Here is a 17,606-nt window from a genome sequence, read left to right on the forward strand (position 1 = left end):
TGGCGCCGCGGGCTCAGCGCAGGCCGAGGCCGCGCGCGATCATTCCGCGCAGGATGTCGCGCGTGCCGCCACGCAGCGAGAACGAGGGCGCGACCTGGGTCACGTATTCGAGGGTGAGCAGCAGCTCGAGCGGCACGGGCGTGCCCTCGGCGCGGCCGTAGAGGTCGTCTGCGATGGCGGCCGGTATCAGCTGCTCGACGCCGGTGCCCAGGTCCTTGACCAGCGCAGCCTCGACCACCGGGCTGCCGCCTTCGGCCACCTTCCGGGTGACGGCGAGCGACATGGCGCGCAGCGGCGCGAGCTGGCCCATGATGCGGCCCGCCAGCCGCACCGCCGAGGGCGTGCGGCCGGCCTCGGTGCGCACGAAGGCCAGCCACTCGTCGAACAGCACGATGCTCGAGAACAGGCGCTCGGGGCCGCTGCGCTCGAAGGCCAGCTCGGCCGTGACCTGCTCCCAGCCGTGGCCCTCCGCGCCGATGAGCGCATCGGCGGGCAGTTGCACGTTGTCGAAGAAGACCTCGCAGAAATGCGAGTCGCCCGAGAGGTCCTCGATCGGCCGCACGGTGACGCCGGGCAGCGAGAGGTCGACGATGAGCTGCGACAGCCCTTTGTGACGGTCCTCGGGCTCGCCCGAGGTGCGCACCAGCGCGATCATGTACTGGCAGTGATGCGCATTGGTGGTCCAGATCTTCTGGCCGTTGAGCGTCCAGCCGTCGGCGCCCTTCACGGCGCGCGTGCGCACGCTCGCGAGGTCGGAGCCGGCGTTGGGCTCGCTCATGCCGATGCAGAAGAAGGATTCGCCGCGGCAGATGCGCGGCAGGTGGAAGCGCTTCTGCGCCTCGGTGCCGTACTTGAGGATCAGCGGACCGCTCTGGCGGTCGGCGATCCAGTGCGAGCCGACGGGCGCGCCGGCGTTGAGGAACTCCTCCACCAGCACGTAGCGCGCGAAGGCGCTGCGGCCGCCGCCGCCGTATTCGGTCGGCAAGGTGATGCCGAGCCAGCCCCTGGCGCCGAGCGCGCGGCTGAAGGCGCCGTCGTAGCCCGACCAGGAGCGCGCGCGCACTGGCGCCGGCACGTCCTTCAACGCCTCGGCCAGGAAAGCCCGCACGGGCGCGCGCAGCGCCTCGTCCTCGGGCGGAATCGCCGTCATCGACAGCGAGCTCAGGGCTCCACTCATGCAATCACTCCTTGGTTCGTCAGGTCGCCGATCTGCTGCGCCGACAGGCCCATCAGATCGCCCAGCACCTCGTGCGTGTCCTGCCCGAGCGTGGGCGGCGCGCGCCGGTACTGCACGGGGGTCTGCGACAGCCGCAGCGGACTGGCCACCAGCGGGATCTCGCCCGCCACCGGATGCGCCATGCGGATCTGCGTGCCGCGCGCCTTCACCTGCGGGTCCTCGAACACGTCGGCGATGGTGTTGATGGGGCCGCAGGGCACGCCCACGCGCTCGAACAGCGCGATCCATTCGGCGGTGCCGCGCGTGAGCGTGACCTCGCGCATCAGCGCGATCAGCGCGATGCGGTTCGCGATGCGGTCGGCGTTGGTGGCGAAGCGCGCATCGCTCGCCCATTCGGCCTGGCCCACGGCGCGGCAGAAGCTCGCGAACTGGCCGTCGTTGCCGATGGCCAGGATCATGTGGCCGTCGGCCGTGGGAAAGTCCTGGTAGGGCACGGTGTTGGGATGCGCGTTGCCCATGCGCTTCGGCTGGCCGCCGTACAGGTGGTTCATGCCCTGGTTGGCGAGGCAGGCCACCTGCACGTCGAGCAGCGCGAGGTCGATGTGCTGGCCCACGCCACTGAGGTCGCGCGACTGCAGCGCGGCCAGGATGGCGGTGCTCGCATAGAGGCCGGTGAGGATGTCGGTGAGCGCCACGCCCACCTTGACCGGGCCGGCGCCCTCCTCGCCGTCGGCGCGGCCGGTGATGCTCATGAGACCGCCCATGCCCTGCATCAGGAAGTCGTAGCCGGCGCGCTCGGCATAGGGGCCGGTCTGGCCGAAGCCGGTGATCGAGCAATACACCAGCCGCGGATTGAGCGCGAGCAGCGAGGCATGGTCGAGGCCGTACTGCGCGAGGCTGCCGACCTTGAAGTTCTCGATCAGCACGTCGCAGCGTTTGGCGAGATCGCGCACCAGCGCCTGGCCGGCGGCGGTGGTGAAGTCGATCGCCACCGACTTCTTGTTGCGGTTGGCGCACAGGTAGTAGGCCGAGTCGCGCGTGTCGGCGCCCTCGCGGTCCTTGAGGAAGGGCGGGCCCCACAGGCGGGTGTCGTCGCCGCGGCCGGGACGCTCGACCTTGATGACTTCCGCGCCCAGGTCGCCCAGCGTCTGGCTGGCCCAGGGGCCGGCCAGCACGCGCGAGAGATCGAGCACGCGGATGTGCGAGAGCGCGCCGGGCACGGGCGCATCGGCAGATGGCTTCTTCATCTCACTGCTGCTCGACACGGGCCGTCACCGCGATGCGCTTCCAGAGCTGGATCTCGGCGTTCTGGAAGTTGCGCATCTCCTCGGGGCCGCCCTGCATCACCTCGGCGCCGATGCGCTCGTAGAACTCGCGCGTCTCGGGCATCTTCTCGATCTTCGTGAGCAGCGCGGCGAGCTTCTCGGTCTCGGCCTTCGGTGTCTTCGCCGACACCATGCCGGCGACCCAGGTGTAGGCCGTGAAGCCCGGCAGGCCGGCCTCGGCCGCCGTGGGCACCTCGGGCAGCGCGGGCACGCGCCGGTCGGAGGCCACGGCCAGCGCATGCACCTTGCCCGAGCGCGCGAGCTCCTGCACGCTGGTGATCTCGGCGAAGGCGAAGTTCACCGTGCCCGAGACCACCGCGATCACGGCCTCGGCCGCGCCCTTGAACGGCACGTGCGCGGTCTGCACCCTGGCCGCGTCGTTGAAGAGTTCCGACATCAGCTGGTAGCCGGCCGAACCCGCGCCGTAGTTGAGCACGCCGGGCCTGGCCTTGGCGCCCGCGATCAGCGCCGGCAGTGTCTTGTATTCGGAGTTGCCGGGCACGACGACCAGCGCGGGCGAACGCATCATCATCGTGAGCGGTGCGAGGTCGGCCACGGGGTCGTAGGGCAGCTGCCTGAACAGCGCGACGTTGACCGCGAGCGTGGAGTTGCTGCCGACGAACACGGTGTAGCCGTCGGCCGGCGCCGCGAGCACGGCCTTCACGGCGATGAAGCCGTTGGCGCCGGGCTTGTTCTCGACCACCACGGGCTGGCCCGTGAGTTCGTTGAGCTTGCGCGCGAAGTAGCGCGCCGAGGTGTCGGTGCCGCTGCCCGGCGGGAAGGGCACGACGAACTTGATCGGCTTCGACGGAAAGTCCTGCGCGGCGGCCGGGGCGGCGCTGCCCAGCAGGCCCCAGCCGAGCAGCAGCGCGGGCGCGATGCCGAAGGTGCGGCGGCGCGCGGTGCGGGTCTTGCGTGGTGTGGTGCTCATGGTGCCTCTCCGGTCAATCGAGCGTCACGCCCGTGGCCTTGACCACGCCGGCCCAGCGCGCGAGTTCCTTGCGCACGTAGGCGCCGTACTCGGCGGGGGTCGAGCCCAACGGCTCGGCGCCCTGCAGCGCGAGCCGCTCGCGCACGTCGGGTGCCTTCAGCGCCTTGACGATCTCGGCATTGAGCCGCTCGACCACCGGCGCCGGCGTGCCCGCGGGCACCATCACGCCCTGCCAGGCGCCGACCTCGAAGCCCGGCATGCCCGACTCGGCCAGCGTGGGCACGTCGGGGAACAGCGACATGCGCTTGGCCGTGGTCACGGCGAGCATCTTCATGCGCTTGTCGCGCACGAAGGCCATCACCGAGTTGACGGTGTCGGTCATGAACTGGATCTGGCCGCCGACCAGGTCGACGTCGGCCGGCGCGCTGCCCTTGTAGGGCACGTGCGCGGCATCGATGCCGTTGGCCTGCACGAACTGGAAGGCGCCCAAGTGCGTGACGTTGCCGTTGCCCGCCGAGCCGTACGAGAGCTTGCCGGGATGCGCCTTGGCATAGGCCACGAATTCCTTGACGTTGTTGGCCGGCACCGAGGGATGGGTGACCAGCGCGAGCGGCACCACGGCCACCAGCGCGACGGGCGCGAAGTCCTTCTGCACGTCGTACGACACGCTCTTGTAGAGCGCCGGGCTCAGCGCGATCGAGGAGGTGTTGTAGAGCAGCGTGTAGCCGTCGGCCGGTGCCTTCGCCACCAGCTGCGCGCCGATGTTGCCGTTGGCGCCGCCGCGGTTGTCGACCAGCACGTTCTGGCCCAGCTGCTCGGAGAGCTTCTGCGCCAGCACGCGCGCCACCAGGTCGGTGGGGCCGCCCGGCGGGAAGGGCACGACCATGGTGATCGGCTTGCTCGGGTAGCCGCCGCCCTGCGCGAAGGCGGGAGCCGCCGACGCGGCGAGGATGGCGGCCGCGGTGGCGAGCAACAGCGATCGCCGCTGGGGCGGGCGCGCGGCGCCAGGGGTTCTGGAATGCATGGGCTTGTCTCCGATTTGTCGTTGGAACTGGGAACGGGTGGTGCGGCGGGATCGCGCTCTGCGGGCGCTCGCCCCGCGCGGGCTCAGGACGGGTCGCGCCCCGCGAGCAGCCGGCGCGCGTCGTAGTGCATGACGCACTGGCCGTGCTGGTTGAAGACGGTGATGCGCGAATCGACGATGGCGCGGCCGCCCTTCGAGGTCGGCCGGATGCCGGTGACCTCGACCACCGCCTCGATGCGGTCGCCCACGCGCACCGGCGCATGGATCTTCTGCACCAGCTCGAGCATCGCGAGGCCGGTGCCCTGGATCATGGTCTGCAGGATGAAGCCCTCGATCAGCGTGTAGGTCAGCGCGGCCGGCACCGGGCGGCCGGCGATCGCGCCGGCCTCGTAGTCGGCGTCGATGAAGATCGCCTCGACCATGCCGGTCACGCCGATGAAGGCGACGAGGTCGGCCTCGGTGATGGTGCGGCGGAAGGTGCGCAGGCGCTGGCCCAGCGCCAGGTCCTGCCAGACGAAGCCCTGGCCGAGGCGCGGCAGCGCGGCGTCCTCGGCGGTGAGGCGGGGCAAGGTATCGGTCTTGTCGTTCATGCGGTTCTCGCTGCGTTGTTCAGGCGGAAGGGACGATCGCGGCGCCATCGGCGATCAGCGCATCGACATGCGCGCCCGGCACGCCGGCCGCCACCAGGCTCTCGCGCGTGTGCTCGCCCAGGCGCGGCGGCATGCGCACGGGTGCGCGCTCGCCGTCGAAGCGCACCGGCACGCCCGGAAAGCGCAGCCGGCCCATGCGCGGGTCGTCGAGCTCGGCGAAGAAGCCGGTGGCCGCCAGGTGCGGGTCGCGCGGCAGGTCCTCGAGCCGGTTGACCGGCGCGGCCGGGATCTCGAGCCGCTCGCAGGTGGCGAGCCAGTGCGCGGTGCTGCCGCGCGCGACGAAGCCGCCGGCCAGCGCGAGCAGTTCGCCGATGTGCTGCGTGCGCGCGGCGATGTCGGTGAAGCGCGGATCGTCGGCCAGCGCGGGCTCGCCCACCTCGGCGAAGAAGCGGCGCCAGTGCAGCGAGGTGTACGGCATCATGCAGATGTGGCCGTCGGCGGTGCGCCACGGGCGGCGCCAGGGCGTGAGCACGCGCGGATAGCCGGCCTCGGCCAGCGGCGGCTCGAAGTGGTTGCCGTAGAGGTGCTCCACGAGGTTGAAGGACACCATGGTCTCGAACATCGGGATCTCGACGAAGCCGCCCTGCCCCGTGCGCTCGCGCCGGAACAGCGCGGCCAGGATGGCCTGGGCCGCGACCAGCGCGCAGGTCTTGTCGGCCGCGATGGTCGGCAGGTAGCGCGCCTCGCCCGACTGCATCTGCATGAGCGAGGCCAGGCCCGACATGCCCTGGATCACGTCGTCGTAGGCCGGCCGGCCCGCGTAGGGACCGTGCTGCGAGAAGCCGTGCAGGCCCGCGTAGACCAGGCGCGGAAAGCGCTCGAGCAGCGTGTGCGGATCGATGCCCAGGCCGCCGAGCTTCTGCGGCCGCATGCTGTGCATGAACACGTCGGCCTGCGCCACCAGCGCCATCAGCGCCTCGCGCGCGGCGCCCTGCTTGAGGTCGAGCGCCACGCTCTTCTTGCTGCGGTTGCTGCCGAGGAACACGGCCGCCATGCCGGGCTCGGCCGCGGGGCCGGTGTGGCGCGTGGAATCGCCCTCGGGCGGCTCGACCTTGATCACCTCGGCGCCGTAGTCGGCCAGCGTCTGGCTGGCCAGGGGTCCGAACACCACGCTCGAGAGGTCGAGCACCTTCACGCCCTGCAGGGGAAGCATCGTCTGTTTGTCTCCTGCGCCGATTCTGCGAAGGGGACCGGATGCCGTCCAATATCAAATACCTGCTCTGTGATACCGTTTACAGATCATGGACACCCGCCAGCTGCGCCACTTCGTGGCCCTTGCCGAGACGCTCAACTTCCACCGCGCGGCCGAGCGCCTGCACATGGCGCAGCCGCCGCTGTCGGCCTCGATCCGCCGGCTCGAGGAACAGGTGGGCGTGCCGCTGTTCGTGCGCAACCGGCGCGGCACCGAGCTCACGCCCGCGGGCGCGGCGGCGCTCGAGGAGGCGCGGCGCGCGGTCTTCCATGCCGAGCAGTTCGCGCGCGCGGCGCAGGCGGCGTCGCGCGGCGAGGCCGGCATCCTGCGCGTGGGCTTCGTGGGCTCGGCCACCTATGCGCTGATGCCGCGCGTGCTGCCGCGCTTTCGCGCGCGCTATCCGGGCGTGCAGCTGCAGCTCGGCGAATCGACCACCGCGCGCATCGTCGAGATGGTCGAGGCCGGCGACGTCGACGTGGGCCTGGTGCGCTTCCCGATCGGGCGCGCCTGCCACGCGCGCATCTTCCCGGCCGAGCGCGACGTGTTCGTGGCCGCGGTCGCGGCCGACCATCCGCTCGCGCGGCGGCGTCGCCTGGCGCTGGCCGACCTGGCCGACGAGCCCTTCGTGATGTACGGCGCGATGGAGGTGCCCGGCCTGCATGCGGCGGCGCTCCTGGCCTGTCAGCAGGCGGGCTTCATTCCCAACGTGCAGCAGGAGGCGGTGCAGGTGCAGACGCTGATCAGCCTGGTCGAGAGCGGCCTGGGCGTGGCGCTGGTGCCCTCGGTCGCGACGCGCCATGTGGCGCGCAACGTCGTGTTCAAGCCGCTCTCGGGCGCGGGCGCGCAGGTCGCGATCGGCATCGCGCTCGCGCTGCCGCCGGGCGCGCAGACCTCGGCGGCGCAGCGCTTCCTCGAGAGCGTGCTGGAGCAGCCCGACGCTTAAGGGCGCCGGGCCTCGCTGCTCAGGACTTCTTCGAGAAGTCCAGCGCGCTCGTCAGGTCGCCCAGGGCCGGCAGGCCGTTCTGGGGGGGGCCTTGGCCGGCGAGCTGTCGGCGTCGGCATTCGGATGCAGCGGCGCGCCGCGCACGGCCGCGCGCAGGCCCTGAACGTCGGTATCCGCCTACACGCGCTGCCGCTTCGCCCGACAACGCGCGTTCATGCGGCAGCGCATCATTCCTTTCGTCGGAGCGCCCGCCGCATGCGCGCCGACATCGCGAGCGCGCCAGGCCGGCCGCCCGGATTCCTCCCGACGGCGCCCTTGCGTGACGACATGCCCGACCTTCTTCCGAACGGCGATGCGCAACCGCCATCGCCGCGTGCTCCGCGCGCTTCCCCGCCTGCTGCTGCTTCGGCCTCCACCCTCAGCCGGCGCCCCTTTGCCGTGAACTGGGCGCTGTCCACCTGGAGCGCCACCACGTTGGGCCCCGGCGGCCGACCGTCGGCCCCATCGATGGACAGCCTCATGGACGCCGCCATGCACGGCGTGCGCAACTCGCTGTCCGCGATCCGCCTCGGCGTGGACCTGCTCGCGCGGCGCGGCGACCTGAACGAGCCCGACGCGGTGCTCGAGCACCTCGACAGCGCGGCCGTGCGCGCCCATGAGCAGGCCGAGGAGCTCGCCGACTTCTGCCGGCTCGCGGCCGGGCGGACCATCGCCATGGCCGCGAAGCGCTTCCCGCTGCACCACGTGATCGGCGAGGCGATCGAGGCGCGGCGTTCGTCGCACGAGGCGATCGCGATCGAGCACGACCGGCTCGGGCATGGCGACTGCTTAGGCGATCCGGCGCGCCTCGCGCAGTTCGTGCGGCTCGCGCTCGAGGAACTCGCGCCGCGGGCCGCGTCGCGCTGCATCGTGGTCAGCGAGATCGACGGCGCGCGCTTTCGCATCGCCGTGCATGCGGGCGATGCGCCGACACGGGACGCTACCGAAACGCCGGGGCAGCAGCTGGCCCGCGCGCACCGCCAGGCGCTGCTGCGCGCCATCGCGGACGCGCACCGCGGCGAACTGCGCCTCGTGGCCGGCACCTCGATCGAAGGACGCTTCGCCGGAGCCGGCTGACTATCATCGGGCCCCTTTCCCCCGAGGAGCACGCGCCGTGCCCCCTGCCAGCATCTGGATCGTCACGCCGCCGGACTATGTCCACAGCGGTGCCTTCGAGGAGTTCGCGCTCGCGCTGAGCGAAGGCCTGCGCGAGCTCGGCGTGGCCGCGCCGATCGTTCGCCGCCGCCCCGAGGGCGAGACGATCGTGCTCGGCGCCAACCTGCTGCCCTCGGTGCCCGACCGCCCGCCGCGCCGCGCGATCCTGTTCAACCTCGAGCAACTGTCGCCCGGCTCGCCCTGGTGGTCCGAGCGCTATCTCGACCTGCTGCGCCGCCACCGGGTGTGGGACTACAGCGCGCGCAACGTGGCGCTGCTGCGTTCGATCGGCATCGCGGCCACGCTGTGCGAAGTGGGCCATGCCGACGCGCTGCGGCGCATCGTGCCACGCGAAACGCGCGACATCGACGTGCTGTTCTACGGCTCGGTCAACGAGCGGCGGCGCGTGGCGCTGCTGGCCCTCGAGGACGCGGGGCTGCGCGTGGTCGCGCTGTTCGGCGTCTACGGCGCCGCGCGCGACGCCTACATCGCGCGCAGCCGCATCGTGCTGAACCTGCATTACTACGAGGGCCGGCTGTTCGAGGTGGTGCGCGTGTCCTACCTGCTGGCCAACGGCTGCTGCGTGGTGTCGGAGACCGGCGACGATCCCGAGGCGGAACGCGCGTACGCGGGCGCCGTGGCCTTCACCTCGTACGACGGCATCGTGCCGACCTGCGTCGCACTGCTGCGCGACGATGCGCGGCGACGCGAACTCGGCGCCAACGGGCTGGCGCTGATGCAATCGCGGCGGCAGGCCGATGCCCTGCGCGCCGCGATCGCGCAGACGCCAGGCGCCTAGAAATCGAAGCGCGCCGACACCTCGAAGCTGCGCCCCGGCGCCAGCAGCACCTGGCTCACCGCGCGCCCGCCCCAGGTGGCGTAGAGACGGTCGGTGAGGTTGCGCACGCGGAAGGTCAGCAGGGCAGGCTTCAGGCGGTAGCTGACGGCCGCGTCGACGGTGGTGTAGCCGTCGATGCGGATCTGGTTGGCGTTGTCGGTGAAGACGTGGCCCGCATGGTTGAGTGAGAGGAACCACTCGAAGTTCGAGTTGTCGGGGCGCCAGGTGGCGAACAGGTTGGCCACGCGGCGCGGCACGTTGGGCGGGGTGTTGCCCACGCGCGAGACACCGCCGGCCTCCACCAGGGTGTCGAAGCGCGCGTCGAGTGCGGCAAGGTTGCCCGCCAGCGTGAGCTGGCGCGTGGGCCGCCACACGGCCGAGAGCTCGACGCCGCGCGAGGACTGGCGGCCGTTGTTGACGGTGTCGCCGGGCTTGTTGGGATCGCGCGAGAGCACGTTGTCGAGCTCGATCTTGTAGAGCGCGGCGGTCCATTCGAGCCGCGCCTCGGGCAGGCTGTGCTTGAAACCGACCTCGGCCTGCTTGCCGCGCGACATCGGGAAGTTGGCGTTCGACTGCGACAGCAGGAAGAACGAACCCACGGGCACGGTGGCGTTGGTGTATTGCGCGTAGACGCTGGCCTGCGGCGACAGGTCGTAGACCGCGCCGAGCCGGCCCGAGTCGGTGCGGTAGCTGGTGTCGAAGCGGCTGTAGCCGCCGGTGTTGAGGTCGGCGATGCCGCGCTGCACCTTGGTGCGGTCGTGGCGCCAGCCGCCCACCAGCGTGAGGCCGGGCAGCGGCTTGAGCGCATCCTCGACGAACACCGAGCTCACGTCGACGCGCGAGGTGGTGTCGGTGCGGTTGCCGGCGCCGGTGGCGCTCAGGCGCGGATCGTCGCTGTAGAAGCCGGTGAAGGGCGCGAGCGCCGGCACGCGCAATGCGGCGGCGGTCGAGGCCTGGCCGTCGGAGAAGCGGCGCTGGCTGTCGAAGCGGGTGCCGCTGAGCTCGCCGCCGACCACGAAGCGGTTGTCCATGCCGCCGAAGGTGCCGTGGTGGGTGGCGTCAAAACGCTCGAGCCAGAAGTCCTGGTCGTGCGTGATCTGGGTCTGGTCGCGCGCGATGCTCGCGGGCGGGACGAACACGGCGCTCTCGGAATTGCGGAACAGGCGCTGCGACTTGTTGGCCGCCACCGTGTTGCGCCACGACCAGTTGTCGCCGAGGCGGCCGCTCAGGCGCGCGCTGAGCCAGTAGGTTTCCGATGTGTTCTCGTTGTCGAGCACGTTGTAGTTGATGCGCGCGATGCGCCGGTCGATCACGCGGCCGTCGGGCGTGCGCACCACGCTCGTGGGATCGGTCGCGAACCAGGCCGGCACCAGCGGCGTGCCCCAGTAGGCCTTGTTGTCGTCCTTCAGGTAGTCGAAGCTCAGGTCGAGCTTGACCGAGCCGCCGAGGTCGAAGGCCAGGCCGCTGGTGAAGTGGTCCATGCGCTCGCCGCTGCCCGGCACGTTGCCGGCGCGGCTGTCGTTGTGGCTGTAGTCGAGCCGGTAGGCACCCGACTCGCCGACCGGCCCGCCGAAGCCCACGCCCAGGCGGGTCGATCCGAAGCTGCCGTAGCCGACCGAGAGTTCGCGGTTCGGGTTGTTGCGGTCGGGCCGCTTGGTCACGAAATTGACGACGCCGCCGATCGCGCCTTCGCCGTCGAGCACCGAGGCCGGGCCCTTGAGCACCTCGATGCGCTCGTAGTTCCAGGTGTCCTGCACGCGGTTGGTGACGCCCGCGCCCGAGGTGCGCACGCCGTCGTAGAGATAGAGCAGGCTGGTGAAGCCACGCGTCGACAGCGTGGTGGGCGAGGACGGCGGCCCGCCGCCCGCGAGGCCGGTGACGCCGCGCAGCGCCTCGCTGAAGGTGCGCGCGCCGCGCTGCTGTATCAGTTCCTGCGACAACACCTCGACCGAGGCCGGCGTCTCGCGCACCGTGAGGCCCAGGCGCGAGGCGCTGCCGCTGCTGCCCTCGAGGTGCAGGCCCTCGGCGTCGCGGTTGCCCTCGACCGTGATCGCGCCCAAAGCCTGTTGCGCCTGCGGCGCCGGTTGTTCCTGTGCCTGCGCGCCCGCCATGGACAGCGCGGCGATGGCCGCGGCCACGCCCGACATCGTGTGTTTCATCTGAAATTCCCTCCGGAGATTGATCGTTCTTTTTGCGTGCGTGCTCAAGCCACCGAGAAGCGGCGCAGCCGCCAGCCCGCGAGGCCGAACAGCAGCAGGCTCGGCAGCAGCAGTTGCAGCACGGCCGCCAGCGCACGGTCGCGCAACTCGCGCGGCGATTCCTCGCGCCATGCAAAGCGGGGGATGCGGTCGAAGTCGGCCGGCATCAGCGCGCTGCGTTCCTCGATGCGCGGAAAGAAGAAGTGCTTCCACGCAAGGTGGAAGCCCACCGTCTGCGCGACGAACTGCGCATGGCGCCGCGCGCCGGTGCCCGCCAGCCCGGTCATGCCTTCGTAGGCCACGGCCGCGGGCGACAGCGCGCCGAAGCGTTCGAGCAGCCGCTGCTGGCCCGCGTGCTGGCGCTCGAAGCGCTCGAGCTCGGGCGCGATCGCCTCGTCGATCTCGCGCTCGATGCGGTAGTTGGCGAGGCCGCGCGCGCTGATCTCGATCTTGCCGTCGCGCGGCAGCAGCAGCGCGCCCTGGCCGACGTGCTTGTAGTCGGTGCTCAGCAGCTCGGCATGGCGCTTCATGGCCGCGGCCGTGAGCGTGCGCGTCTGGGTCGCGAGCTCGGTGCGCGAGGGCGCGGGGCTGGCCTGCGTGACCGCGAGGTTGAGCAGCACCGGTGCCACCAGCACCAGCAGCACCCACGCGATCATCAGCACCATGGCATTGGTGGCCGAGGGCGCGCCGAAGGCATTGACCGCCACCACCAGCGCGAACCAGAACAGCGCATAGGCGCCCACCAGCAGCGCCCACCAGAAGGTGACCGTGCCCGCGCCCGGCGCCGACGGCGCGAAGCCCGCCTGCCGCGCCAACAGCAGCACGCCCACGGGCAGCAGCACCGCCGGCACCAGCAGCGCGGCCGCGCGCACCGCGAGCTTGCCGGCCAGCAGCGTGCGCAGGCGCAGCGGTTGCGACAGCAGCAGGCGCAAGGTGCCGTTCTCGCGCTCGGCCGACAGCAGGTTGTAGCCCAGCACGAAGATCAGCAGGGGCAGCAGGTAGACCAGCACGAAGGCCAGGTCGAACTGGCCGCTCAGCAGGTACCAGGGGTTCTCGATGTCGCTCGGGTTCATGAAGGCCACGCGGCTCTGGTGCGTGACGCGGAACTGGCTCGGGAACAGGTCGCTGCGCCCGAGCGCGACCGGCCCGAGCGGCGCGCTCGGCAGGATCGCGTGCTGCGCGCCGTAGCTGCTGGCCATGCGCGAGGGATCGGCGGGGTTCTCGAACGGCGTGGGCTGGGCCCGGCCCGCGAGGATGGCCTCGAGCTGCGCGCGCTGCGCGGCGCGGGTGTCGCGGTCGGCCTGGGCCACGGCGGCCTGCGCGCGGTCGCGCTGCGCGGTCTGCGCGAGGCCGTTGCCGAGCGCGTAGCCGACCAGCAGCAGGAACAACAGGGCCACGACCCAGACGCTGCGGTCGGCCAGCAGCAGGCGCAGCTCCTGGCGCATGACGGCACGCAGCCTGAAGCCCTGGGGCGGTTGGACGATGGAGACGGACATGGCGGGTTTCCTCGGTTCAGGCCAGCGCGCGCTGGCGGCGCACCGCGACGGCCGCGAAGGCCGCGGCCAGCAGCAGGCCGGCGCACAGCACGGCCAGGCTGCGCAGCTGGTGGCGCAGCGCCCAGCCCACGCGCGGCGTCCGGTGCACGAACGGCGGCACCTTGGCCCACAGCTCGGGGCCCGACTGGTAGGCGAAGTGGCGGTCGCCGAGCGGATCGGCATGCGCGACCAGGTCCTCGCTCATCAGGTCCTGCAGCCGCCGGCGATGCAGTTCGGCCGCGGTGGTGAAGCTGCGGTGGTGCGCGAAGTCGGTGCCGGCCATGCCCATCGAGTAGCTGCGCATCGCGAGCAGCGGCAGCAGCAGGCCGCTCCATTCCTGCAGCCGCTGCTGGCGCTCCCAGGTGTCCCAGAGGCGGCCGTAGTGGCGGTCGTAGACGGGGTAGGAGGCCTGGTCGTCGAGCCGCAGCGCGATGCCCCACTGGCTGAGCGGCACGTCGCGGCCCCAGCGCTCGGTGGTGCCGAAGGCCTGCAGCCAGGTGCGGTCGGAGACCTGCTTGAGCTCGGCCTGCAGCGCCTGGTTGAACTCGAGCCGGGTCGGGCTCGGATAGGCCGCGCGCGCCGCTTCGGACAGCACGCGCGGCGCCATCACGGCCTGCGCCACCCACAGCGCGAGCAGCACGGTGATGGCCGCGCGCGAGGTGGCGCACAGCGCGGACACGCCGAGCACCACGAACACGAAGGCGCCGAGGTAGACCGCATAGCCCAGGCTCCAGGCCGCCAGGCGCAGCAGCGCATCGGCGCGTTCGCCGGGCGCGGCGCCCAGGCCCACCGCGAGCGCGGCGACCAGTGCGGCCGGCACCAGCAGCACCGCGAGCGAGGCCGCGAGCGCGAGCGCCTTGCCCGCCAGCAACCGAAGCGGCGAGACGCCCAGGCTCAGGGTCTGGCGCAGGATGCCCTGCTCGCGCTCGCCCGCGAAGGCGTTGAAGCCCAGCACGATCACCAGCAGCGGCCCGAGCACCTGCAGGATCCAGCCGACCGAGAGGTTGCCGAAGCGCTGCAGGCCGGTGGCGTCCTGCGCGGGATTGAACTTGACCTCGCTCTGGCGGTGCGCCTGCAGCCACACGGTGCTGCCGATGTAGGGGTTGATGCCCGCGTCGACCATGGCCAGCGGCGCCTCGGGCTTGAAGGCATGCATGCCCTGGTGCGCGGCGTCGTGCGGATGGCGCCGGTCCTGCGCCAGCCAGTCGCGGTAGTCGAGCGCCTGCGCGGCCTGCTGCTCGGCGCGCGCCTCGCGCTGGTGCGCCCAGCCCACGCCGAGCGCGGTGAACAGCAGCACCAGCACCAGGCCGCCGGCCCACAGCAGGCGGCCGTCGCGCAGCCGTTCGGTGAATTCGCGGTTCGCGATCCAGCGCCACATGCTCAGGCCCTCATGTGCTGCAGGTACAGCGACTGCAGGTCGATGCGCGCGATCTGCTGCGCGCCCTCGAGGCTGTCGACGAGGCGGCCGCTCTTCATGATGCCGACGCGCGTGGCGGTCTGCTGCGCATGGAACAGGTCGTGCGTGGTGGTCAGCACGGCCACGCCCTGGTCGGCGGCGCGCCGCAGCAGCTCGGAGAACTCGCTGGCCGCGTGCGGATCGAGGCCCGAGGTAGGCTCGTCGAGCAGCAGCGCCTTGGCCTCCTTGGCCAGCGCGACCGCGATCCAGACCTTCTGGCGCATGCCCTTGGAATAGGCCGACACGCGCTTGTCGGCTGCCGCGTGGTCGAGGCCCACCGCCGTCATGAGCTCGAGCAGCCGTTCGCGCGGCAGCGCGCGGCCCAGCGCGAGGCCGGCGAAGAAGCGCAGGTTCTCCAGGCCCGAGAGCGTGCCGTAGAGCGTGACGTGCTCGGGGATGTACGCCACGTCCTGCTTGGTCGCGAGCGGATGGCGCGTGACGTCGACGCCGTTGATCTCCACCGTGCCCGCGCTGGGCGCGATGAAGTGGAGGAACAGGTTGATGGTGGTGGTCTTGCCCGCGCCGTTGGCGCCGAGCAGGCAGTAGATGTCGCCCGCGCGGATGTCGAGGTCGAGGCGGTCGAGCGCGACATGGCTGCCGTACTGCTTGGTGAGGCCCTGTGCTCTGAGCATGGGAAGGTTCCGGTCGGAAGGAAGGAGCGGGAAAACGGCGCGCGCACGCCCGCATGCATCCGCGATGGACGCGCGCAGGCTCACGCGCATGCGGATGCATGCGGTGGCGTTCGAAGGAAAAGGGAGTTGGCTGGGCACCGGCGCGGCCGGTGCCGTGGCTTCAGGCGATCAGCGGGCGTGCTTGTTCTTCGCGCCGCCCTGCCGCGCCTTGAAGCGCGGGTTGGACTTGCAGATCACGTAGGTGCGTCCGCGCCGGGTGACCACCTGGCAATCGCGGTGCCGCTTCTTGGCTTCTTTGAGGGAGGACAGGACTTGCATGGCGTCGCGCCGTTGGATGGAAACCAGCAGTCTAAGTTATTGGGAATACGTTCGCAATAACTTTGTAAAGAAGAATGAGCACCGCGCGGGTGCCTTGTTCGGCCCTGTTCAGTGCGATCGGCCAGCCGGTGCCGCCTTCGCCACGCAGGCCGCGCAGTTGCCGTGCAGGGTCACTTCGTGGCTCGCGACCTGGAAGCCCGGCGGCGCGAGGTCGTCCATCGGGCCCGGGCAGGCGTGCAGCAGGAACACCTGGCCGCACGACAGGCAATGGAAGTAGTGATGGTGGTGGTCGCCCGCGCGGCCCTGCCCCTTCTCGTGTTCGTGGGCATAGTCGCCGTGCGCGTGCGCATGCGGCTCTTCCCGGCACGAGACCTCGTAGCGCGCGGGCTCGCCGGGCAGCTCGACCTTGGCGATCTCGCCGTCCGCGAGCAGCGCCGACACCTGGCGGTAGACGGTCGACAGGCTGATCTCGGGCACGAGTTCGCGCGCATGCGCATGGATTTCGGGGGCGGTGAGCACGCGGCTGGCATCGCTGAAGGCCGAGAACACGGCGGCGCGCTGGCGGGTAAGACGTTCCATGGCCTCGATGGTACGGCGCGTCGAATACCGCCTCGCGGCGCCGAGGGACTGCGTTGGCGGCTATCTGAATTGCCCATGAAAGCGCTCCGGTCTTGCCTCCCGCCCCTCTTGACTCGTCGATTTAGATATATCTAAAATAATTTAGACACAAACAGATATCGATTCAGAAAGAGAGGCTCCCATGCGCCATTTCCACTTCGACCATTGCCACCGCACCCCGCGCGGCGAGCACGAGGACGGCCTCTCGGGCGGCCGGGGCCGCGGCGGGCGCCACGGCTTCGGCGCCGGCCGGGTGTTCGGCCATGGCGGCCTGCGCTTCGTGCTGCTGCAGCTCATTGCCGACAAGCCCTCGCACGGCTACGAACTCATCAAGCTGATCGAGGAACGCCTGGGCGGCAGCTACGCGCCGAGCCCCGGCGTGGTCTATCCCACGCTGACCCTGCTCGAGGAGCTGGGCCACCTCAGCGTCGAGAGCGGCGCCGAGGGCGGCGGCCGCAAGCGCTACACCCTCACCGACAGCGGGCGCGAGTACCTGGCGGCCAACCGCGAGACCGCCGAGTCGATGATGGAACGCCTCAACGGCGGCGTCGACGGCGCCGGCGCGCGCGGCGGCCGGCCGCCGCAGGTCACGCGCGCCATCGAGAACCTCAAGCTCGCGATGCGCCTGCGCCTCTCGGGCACGCCCCTCACCGAACAACAAGCCCACGAATTCGCCGCGGTGCTCGACAGCGCCGCACAACAGATCGAACGCCTTTGAAAGTCAACCGCACATGACCGACTTCTCCACCGCCCCCCAACCCGACCGCCTGCCGCGCCGCGTGCGCCACGACCTGCGCTTTCGCCAGCTCACGGTGAAGAGCGTGCAGCGCGTCACGCCGCACCTGCTGCGCGTGGTGCTCACCGGCGACGAGCTCGAGGGCTTCCACAGCCCGGGCTTCGACGACCACGCCAAGCTGTTCTTCCCCGACCCGGCCACCGGCCGCCTGACCCTGCCGACCATGGGCCCCGAAGGTCCGGTCTGGCCCGAGGGCCGGCCCACCATGCGCGACTACACGCCGCGCCGCCACGACGCGGCCGCGAGGACGCTCGAGATCGACTTCGCGCTGCACGAGGCCGGCCCCGCCACGCAATGGGCCGAGAACGCCAGGCCCGGCGACCGCATCGGCGTGGGCGGCCCGCGCGGCTCGTTCATCGTGCCGACCGAGTTCGACTGGCACCTCTTGATCGGCGACGACACCGCGCTGCCCGCGATCTCGCGCCGCCTGGGCGAGCTGCCCGAGGGCGCGCGCGTGGTGGTGCTGGCAGAGGTCGACGGGCCCGAGGACGAGATCCCGTTCGAGACCCGGGCCGCGCTCACGCTGGTGTGGGTGCATCGCCGCGGCGTGTCGGCGGGCCTGAGCCCGATGCTGCTCGAGACGCTCAAGAAGCAGGCGCTGCCCGAGGGCGACTACCACGCCTGGGTCGGCTGCGAGACCGGCGTGGCGAAGGCGGTGCGCGCGCATCTCGTGGGCGAGCGCGGCGCCCATCCGAAGTGGATCCGGGCCTCGGGCTACTGGCGCCGCGGCACGGCCGCGACGCACGACGCGATCGAGGACTGATGCGTCTTTCTCCTTC

The 17,606-nt window shown here is 71.3% G+C and carries 17 protein-coding genes; 5 read left to right on the forward strand and 12 right to left on the reverse strand.

The features are described from left to right. Nucleotides 1–13: 13 nt before the first annotated feature. The 6 genes from INQ48_21880 to INQ48_21905 form a co-directional block, all read right to left on the reverse strand. Nucleotides 14–1,177 (reverse strand): acyl-CoA dehydrogenase family protein, encoded by a 1,164-nt coding sequence (locus INQ48_21880; GenBank protein QRF56007.1) that lies wholly within the window; start codon nt 1,175–1,177, stop codon nt 14–16. Continuing rightward, a complete protein-coding gene (locus tag INQ48_21885; protein ID QRF56008.1) occupies nt 1,174–2,424 on the reverse strand; it encodes a CoA transferase in 1,251 nt (416 codons plus the stop codon). The genes INQ48_21880 and INQ48_21885 overlap by 4 nt, the downstream gene beginning before the upstream one ends. Before the next feature lies 1 nt (nt 2,425). Further along, the gene (locus INQ48_21890; protein QRF56009.1) at nt 2,426–3,433 is read right to left on the reverse strand and encodes a tripartite tricarboxylate transporter substrate binding protein; all 1,008 of its coding nucleotides are present in this window, start codon (nt 3,431–3,433) and stop codon (nt 2,426–2,428) included. A gap of 13 nt (nt 3,434–3,446) precedes the next feature. After that, nucleotides 3,447–4,457, reverse strand: coding sequence for a tripartite tricarboxylate transporter substrate binding protein (locus tag INQ48_21895; protein ID QRF56010.1), 1,011 nt, complete (start codon nt 4,455–4,457; stop codon nt 3,447–3,449). An 83-nt stretch (nt 4,458–4,540) separates the two neighbouring features. Further along, nucleotides 4,541–5,047 carry a MaoC family dehydratase gene (locus INQ48_21900; protein ID QRF56011.1) on the reverse strand — a complete coding sequence of 169 codons (507 nt, stop codon included), beginning with the start codon at nt 5,045–5,047 and terminating at the stop codon, nt 4,541–4,543. A gap of 19 nt (nt 5,048–5,066) precedes the next feature. Then, nucleotides 5,067–6,260 (reverse strand): CoA transferase, encoded by a 1,194-nt coding sequence (locus INQ48_21905; GenBank protein ID QRF56012.1) that lies wholly within the window; start codon nt 6,258–6,260, stop codon nt 5,067–5,069. 88 nt (nt 6,261–6,348) lie between these two features. On the opposite strand from INQ48_21905, the gene INQ48_21910 reads away from it, so the two are divergent. The 3 genes from INQ48_21910 to INQ48_21920 all read left to right on the forward strand — a co-directional run bounded on the left by INQ48_21910 (nt 6,349) and on the right by INQ48_21920 (nt 9,235). Next, a complete protein-coding gene (locus tag INQ48_21910) occupies nt 6,349–7,242 on the forward strand; it encodes a LysR family transcriptional regulator (protein ID QRF56013.1) in 894 nt (297 codons plus the stop codon). 438 nt (nt 7,243–7,680) lie between these two features. Further along, on the forward strand, nt 7,681–8,358 hold the full coding sequence (locus INQ48_21915) for a HAMP domain-containing histidine kinase (protein ID QRF56014.1): 678 nt from the start codon (nt 7,681–7,683) through the stop codon (nt 8,356–8,358). 37 nt (nt 8,359–8,395) lie between these two features. Continuing rightward, nucleotides 8,396–9,235, forward strand: coding sequence for a hypothetical protein (locus INQ48_21920; protein QRF56015.1), 840 nt, complete (start codon nt 8,396–8,398; stop codon nt 9,233–9,235). Here the strand turns inward: INQ48_21920 and INQ48_21925 are convergent. The 6 genes from INQ48_21925 to INQ48_21950 form a co-directional block, all read right to left on the reverse strand. Beyond that, nucleotides 9,232–11,433: a TonB-dependent receptor gene (locus tag INQ48_21925; protein QRF56016.1), complete on the reverse strand. Its 2,202-nt coding sequence runs from the start codon at nt 11,431–11,433 to the stop codon at nt 9,232–9,234. The genes INQ48_21920 and INQ48_21925 overlap by 4 nt on opposite strands. Before the next feature lie 44 nt (nt 11,434–11,477). Further along, on the reverse strand, nt 11,478–12,968 hold the full coding sequence (locus INQ48_21930; protein QRF56017.1) for an ABC transporter permease subunit: 1,491 nt from the start codon (nt 12,966–12,968) through the stop codon (nt 11,478–11,480). 16 nt (nt 12,969–12,984) lie between these two features. After that, nucleotides 12,985–14,385, reverse strand: coding sequence for a DUF3526 domain-containing protein (locus tag INQ48_21935; GenBank protein QRF56018.1), 1,401 nt, complete (start codon nt 14,383–14,385; stop codon nt 12,985–12,987). Between the two features lie 2 nt (nt 14,386–14,387). Beyond that, entirely contained in the window at nt 14,388–15,095 is a 708-nt protein-coding gene (locus INQ48_21940; protein QRF56019.1) for an ABC transporter ATP-binding protein, read from the reverse strand. 168 nt (nt 15,096–15,263) lie between these two features. After that, nucleotides 15,264–15,413: a 50S ribosomal protein L36 gene (rpmJ, locus tag INQ48_21945; protein ID QRF56020.1), complete on the reverse strand. Its 150-nt coding sequence runs from the start codon at nt 15,411–15,413 to the stop codon at nt 15,264–15,266. Nucleotides 15,414–15,521: 108 nt separating this feature from the next. Further along, entirely contained in the window at nt 15,522–15,992 is a 471-nt protein-coding gene (locus tag INQ48_21950) for a transcriptional repressor (GenBank protein ID QRF56021.1), read from the reverse strand. A gap of 181 nt (nt 15,993–16,173) precedes the next feature. On the opposite strand from INQ48_21950, the gene INQ48_21955 reads away from it, so the two are divergent. After that, complete coding sequence (locus tag INQ48_21955; protein QRF56022.1) at nt 16,174–16,749, forward strand: PadR family transcriptional regulator; 576 nt, start codon at nt 16,174–16,176, stop codon at nt 16,747–16,749. A 13-nt stretch (nt 16,750–16,762) separates the two neighbouring features. Beyond that, a complete protein-coding gene (locus INQ48_21960; GenBank protein QRF56023.1) occupies nt 16,763–17,590 on the forward strand; it encodes a siderophore-interacting protein in 828 nt (275 codons plus the stop codon). Nucleotides 17,591–17,606 lie beyond the last annotated feature (16 nt).

The organism is Variovorax paradoxus (assembly GCA_016806145.1).
Taxonomy (GTDB): Bacteria; Pseudomonadota; Gammaproteobacteria; order Burkholderiales; family Burkholderiaceae_C; genus Variovorax.